The sequence below is a fragment of the Rahnella sp. PAMC25617 genome, from assembly GCF_050606005.1.
GTDB lineage: Bacteria > Pseudomonadota > Gammaproteobacteria > Enterobacterales > Enterobacteriaceae > Rahnella > Rahnella variigena.
In genome coordinates this window covers 1,040,020-1,046,062 of the sequence record NZ_JBOCUM010000006.1, presented here as the reverse complement: position 1 = coordinate 1,046,062, position 6,043 = coordinate 1,040,020, and the positions used below count along the sequence as shown (strand labels likewise).

The 6,043-nt window shown below is 50.1% G+C and carries 4 protein-coding genes and 1 tRNA gene; 2 read left to right on the top strand and 3 right to left on the bottom strand.

What is annotated here, in order from left to right:
• Positions 1 to 4 precede the first annotated feature (4 nt).
• Positions 5 to 80, bottom strand: a tRNA-Phe gene (locus tag ACM615_RS10950).
• A gap of 685 nt (positions 81 to 765) precedes the next feature.
• Between ACM615_RS10950 and speF the strand changes: the two genes are divergently transcribed.
• Positions 766 to 2,928: an ornithine decarboxylase SpeF gene (gene speF, locus ACM615_RS10945; RefSeq protein ID WP_132964946.1), complete on the top strand. Its 2,163-nt coding sequence runs from the start codon at positions 766 to 768 to the stop codon at positions 2,926 to 2,928.
• 243 nt (positions 2,929 to 3,171) lie between these two features.
• A complete protein-coding gene (locus tag ACM615_RS10940; protein WP_431011874.1) occupies positions 3,172 to 4,566 on the top strand; it encodes a glycoside-pentoside-hexuronide (GPH):cation symporter in 1,395 nt (464 codons plus the stop codon).
• Between the two features lie 47 nt (positions 4,567 to 4,613).
• On the opposite strand, the gene mltC is transcribed toward ACM615_RS10940, so the two are convergent.
• Both mltC and ACM615_RS10930 read right to left on the bottom strand, forming a co-directional pair.
• A complete protein-coding gene (gene mltC / locus ACM615_RS10935) occupies positions 4,614 to 5,693 on the bottom strand; it encodes a membrane-bound lytic murein transglycosylase MltC (protein WP_112289020.1) in 1,080 nt (359 codons plus the stop codon).
• A gap of 75 nt (positions 5,694 to 5,768) precedes the next feature.
• Positions 5,769 to 6,041: an oxidative damage protection protein gene (locus tag ACM615_RS10930; RefSeq protein ID WP_112289019.1), complete on the bottom strand. Its 273-nt coding sequence runs from the start codon at positions 6,039 to 6,041 to the stop codon at positions 5,769 to 5,771.
• Positions 6,042 to 6,043: the final 2 nt, after the last annotated feature.

Sequence of the window (6,043 nt, the reverse complement as noted above, 5' to 3'; positions counted from 1 at the left end):
AATATGGTGCCCGGACTCGGAATCGAACCAAGGACACAGGGATTTTCAATCCCTTGCTCTACCGACTGAGCTATCCGGGCAACGGGGCGCATTAAACCGTATTGGGCATGTGTCGTCAACGGCTTTTTGTGACAACGGTGGTGTTCGTCACCTGAATGATGCTTTTTACGACGATTTGTCGATTTAACTGCCAGAATCTGCGGTTTGCCTGACATTCCCGTGAAAAATCCCATGCCGGGCGGTGTCGTATTTTGTAAGAAATTCGCGCAATTTACAGGGTTGAACGGGGGTCTAAAAGATGCCATTATTGCGCCGATTTATTAAACAACTCTGTTCCCGTTTTCACGCGACAGCTCAAGAGGGTTGCGGCATGGCTGGTTTATCACATCGCGCTTTTTATAAGTGCATAAAAAATCTGATGATGATCTCCGGGTGCTGTAAACACCACGATTTCAGCTTTTCTCCTTTTGCAGTCTCTTTCATGCGGTAAGGCTACCGTTTGTCCGTTGTTAGGCATTATTAAAAACAGAGCGTCATCCACAGGGCAATTCTCTGATTTTACTGTTGTCTATCAGACGTGGCCGGGCCTGAAACTCGATTTGTCACCACTTTGCCTCACCGGCATTGTCCTGTCGCACTCGATATCTCGCTTAGCTAACGTCATTTGCCGGGCCGGACTCTGCGCGCAATTGCTTTATGACGTAAGAACCTGCTCATTGCCGTGCCATCTGGCACACCCTCTTACTTAACCGTTTGAGAGTCTGAATGAAACACTTAAAACTTGCAGCAAGCGCTTCTGTCGCCCCTTATCTCCAGACTGCTCGTCTGGTCGTTGACCTGCGCCGCGCCGATTACGCGGACGTAGCGGCCATCATCATTTCCGTGGGTGACCTGAACCACGGCAGGCTGGCGGAGATTGAAACGCTGGGATTCGGTATTCCCGCGTTTGTTGCAGTGCAGGGAACGGAGCAGGTGTCGCCGGAATTTTTGCCTTTGCTGAAAGGCGTGATCACGCTGTCGGACGCCAACCAGGCGTTTTACGCGGCACAAATCGAATCTGCCGCACAGGCCTATGAAGAGGCGCTCTTCCCGCCGTTTTTCGACACGCTGAAAAAGTATGTCGAGATGGAGAACGCCACGTTCGCTTGTCCGGGCCATCAGGGCGGCGAGTTTTTCCGTCGTCATCCGGCAGGGCGTCAGTTTTATGATTTCTACGGCCCGAATATCTTCCGCTCTGACATGTGTAATGCGGACGTCAAACTTGGCGATTTGCTGATCCACGAAGGCTCGGCGAAAGATGCTCAAAAGTATGCCGCTAAAGTCTTCAGTGCAGATAAAACCTATTTCGTGCTTAACGGGACATCTGCCGCCAATAAAGTCGTGACTAACGCGCTGCTGACCCGTGACGATCTGGTGCTGTTCGACCGTAATAACCACAAATCAAATCATCATGGCGCGCTGTTGCAAGCGGGTGCGACGCCGGTGTATCTCGAAACAGCACGTAACCCGTTTGGGTTTATTGGCGGCATCGATGCGGCCTGTTTCGACGAAACTTATCTGCGTAAACAGATCAAAGAAGTGGCACCGGTTCGCGCTAACGAGAAACGCCCGTTCCGCCTGGCCATCATCCAGCTCGGCACCTACGACGGCACAGTTTATAACGCGCGCCAGGTGGTCGATAAAATCGGTCATCTGTGCGATTACATTCTGTTTGATTCCGCATGGGTCGGTTACGAGCAATTCATCCCGATGATGAAAGAATGTTCGCCGTTGCTGCTGGAGCTTAACGAAAACGATCCGGGGATTATCGTCACACAGTCGGTGCATAAGCAGCAGGCCGGATTCTCGCAAACTTCGCAGATCCATAAGAAAGACAATCACATTAAGGGCCAGAAGCGCCATTGCAGCCATAAAAAGCTCAACAATGCCTTTATGATGCACGCCTCAACCAGCCCGTTTTATCCGCTGTTTGCCGCACTGGACGTGAATGCGCGTATTCATGCCGGTGGCAGCGGAAAACACATGTGGATGGAGTGCGTGAAGCTGGGCATCGAAACCCGCAAAATGCTGCTGGATCAATGCTCGATGATTTTGCCGTTTGTGCCGCCAGTGGTCGGCGGAAAGCGCTGGCAGGATCACGAAACCAATGAGATGGCTAACGACGTTCGCTTCTTTGATTTTGTGCCGGGAGAACGCTGGCATGCCTTCGAGGGTTATGCCGAAAAGCAGTATTTCGTTGATCCGTGCAAGCTGCTGCTGACTACGCCGGGCATTGATGCGTCCAGCGGTAAATACACTGAGTTCGGCATTCCGGCGACCATTCTGGCCAACTATCTGCGCGAGAACGGCATCGTGCCGGAGAAATGCGACCTGAACTCGATCCTGTTCCTGCTGACGCCTGCCGAAACGCCGGCCAAAATGCAGTTGCTGGTGGAAGAACTGGTGCGTTTTGAGCAGTACATCGAAGAAGATGCGCCGCTCAGCGAAGTGCTGCCGACGGTGTATCGTAAAAACGAAGACCGTTACCGCAATTACACCATCCGGCAGCTGTGTCAGGAAATGCATAACCTGTACGTCAGTTTTGATGTGAAAGAGCTGCAAAAAGAGATGTTCCGCGAGAAGAGCTTCCCGAAAGTGGTGATGAATCCACAGGACGCGCATAACGAGTTTATCCGCGATAACATCGAGCTGGTGGCGATTGGTGATGCGGAAGGGCGCATCGCCGCAGAAGGCGCGCTGCCGTATCCTCCGGGCGTGCTGTGCGTGGTGCCCGGCGAATTGTGGGGCGGGGCAGTTCAGCGTTACTTTATGGCGCTGGAAGAAGGGATCAATCTGTTACCGGGCTTCTCGCCGGAATTGCAGGGCGTATATATCGAGAAAAAACCGGTCGGCTGGAAACGCGTGATGGGGTATGTTCTCGCGCAATAGCCCGCATAAAAACCCATCTCCGGATGGGTTTTTTATTGGATCGTTTTATTGATCAATCGCGACAATCACCCTGCATTCGGATATGTGATGCAGGTCGAAAATAATCCTCTTATTCAGCCAGGGTATAGATACCTGCGTCACAGTTGATTAAAAGCATAAAACGTAAATGAGAAATCACAATACTCAGAGTGATTTTCTGGAATTATAACTAATGCAGAATTCCATCTTAATAAAGGTGACTGCATGTCAGCATTAACTGAAAGGATCAGTGCGAAAGAAAAGCTGGGTTTTGGATTAGGTGATGCGGCAAGCCACATTGTTTTTGATTCCTCTATCGCTATTCTTGCCTATTTCTATACGAATATTTATGGTTTGCCGCCAGCGGTAATGGGAACCCTATTCTTAGTGGTCAGGGTACTTGATGCGATCACTGATCCTATTATGGGCGCGATTGCCGATCAGACCAAAAGTCGCTGGGGAAGATTTCGGCCCTGGCTACTGATTATTTGTGTTCCCTTTGCCGTTAGTTGTGTTCTGGTTTATTCCACGCCAGATTTTGAACAGACCGGTAAAATTGTTTATGCGGTTTTCGCTTATATATTTATGACCTTAATGTACACGGCGATTAATATTCCTTACTGTTCTTTAGGTGCCGCAATTACTGCCGACCCGCAGGATAATCTTTCCCTGCAATCGTGGCGTTTCGCTATTGCGCCCGTCGGGGGGGCGATGGGGACGGCGCTAATCCTGCCGTTAGCTGATTTTATCTCACCGGGAGACCGCGCAACTGGTATGCAGTGGGCGATGGGCATCTTTGGTGTCATTGGCTGCGTAATGTTCTTTGTCTGTTTCCTCACCACGCGTGAACGCATTACACCGGTAAAAGAAGAAAACATGAATATCCTTCGCGATGTGCGTGTGCTTATGCAAAACGATCAGTGGCGGATCCTCTCAGTTTATAACCTTGCCATGTTATGTGGCGTGGTGGTTCGCGGCAGTTTGCTGGTGTATTTCGTGCAATATGTTCTGCATCAGGGAAGCGGCATTATTTCCATTTTCATGATGGCGACTACCGTTGCGGCTGTTATCGGCAGTTTATTTGCGAAAAAACTGGGCTCGTGGATGTGTAAAATCCGCGCGTCCATCTGGGTTAATATATTAAGTGCATTCGCAGGATTACTTTTCTTTGTGTTGCCAACCGATTACTGGATCCCTGCCTTTATTGTTCATATTGCCCTTAATTTATTACAGGGGATAAATGCCCCGCTGCAATGGTCAATGATCACGGATGCCAATAATTATGGGGAGTGGAAAACCCAGCGCCGAATTACTGGGATGAACATCGCGGCGAATATCTTTGTGATTAAACTCGGCGTGGCGATTGGTGGCGCGCTGACAGGCTGGGGGCTGGCGTGGTTTGGTTATCAGGCGGGCGTGGAACAACAATCGGCGGAAGCGGTACGCGGTGTCCTGATTTTATTCACCGTCTTACCGGCTATTTTCTATCTGATTACGGCTTTCTCTATCCGTTACTATCAGCTGACGGAAGAGCGTATGAATCATATTGTCAGTGATCTGGGTGACGGAAAATTTCAGACACAAAGTCTGCAGACAGAGGGTTTACAGACTCACAGTTAAGATATTCGTCCCGGCGCCTCACGCCTGAGAAGCCGGGACGATAAACGTTAATCTACGCGGCGGTAACTGCGCTGAGTATTGTTCACTTTGTACAGATAGCGGCGGGATTCTGCCGACGGATGTTTGGTCGTCAGAGTGGTGTACACATCGCCCGGCGCCATATTGTTGATGATGTTAAACGCCTGTGTTTTGTTCTGTGAGAACACGCGCAGAACACTGCCTGCACCGCCGTTATAAGCAGTAATCACAGCATAGCGACGTGATGTCGGGTTGTTGATGTTCCCCAGATACACGTTTTGCAGCATCGCAAGATAAGCCGTGCCGGTATTGATATTATTCTGCGGATCAAACAGATAGCTGCGGCTTGGCTTGCCCCATTTTCCTTCAGATTTAAACACATCGACACCCGCGGTATGCTGCACAACCTGCATCAGGCCCAGCGCATCGGCATTACTCACCGCATACGGGTTAAAGGCTGATTCGGTTTGCATGATCGCCAGGATCAGAGACTGATCGACGCCATATTTAGCTGATGCTTCACGGATCATCGGCAGATATTTATGCGCACGTTTGTTCAGGTGGTTCGGCACCATCTGGATCGTCACGGAATAAATCACGTGCAGACCGGACTGACGGCGCATCAGTTTGTTCTGAATCAGATAATCAGCAAAGCTGGCTGCACGGCCTTCCCAGCGGATTGGCTGGCCGGTATTGTCGAGAACCTGACCGTACAACATCGGTTCACGGCTGATCTGGATATCATTGGCGTCGGAATAAAGGTCAACATTGCCCGGATCGTCGCCCACCAGCAAGGTACTGATAATGGCCTGACGCAGGCTGGCCGCCGGATCCGTGCCAGAAATAGTCTCAAGGGTGATGGTACCCGCATCAAAGTTGATGTGGCTGCGGGTGTAATACTGATCGCTATATTTCACGTAGTCTTTCGGACCCGCGATCAGCACTTCGTTCATACCCCAGATATTTTCGATGTTATGGGCGAACTGCCCCATCAAAATATCGAATCCGTTGGTGTCTTTCACATAAGCTTCGTTGAACTGGTCTTTCTTGCTGCCGGAGCAGGAGATCAACATGGGCGCGATAACCAGCAAAGCTAAAATTTTCTTCATCTTACAAACCGTTTCTGATGAAAGAAGCAGGCACCCGGAGTACCTGCCTTATGTTTTAACCATTGTTATAAATGATTATTTTGACGGCGGGGTATAGCCTTCGATATGCACGTCCTGACCTTCGAACAGGAAGTTGACCATTTCCTGTTCCAGCAGTTTGCGGTCTTCCGGATTCATCATGCTGAGTTTCTTTTCGTTGATCAGCATGGTTTGTTTGGCCATCCACTGCGACCAGGCTTCTTTCGAAATCTCATTGAAGATACGTTTGCCAATCTCGCCAGGGTACAGCTGGAAGTCTTGTCCTTCAGCATCGCGCTTGAGAAAAGTACAAAAAATCGTTCTGCTCATGC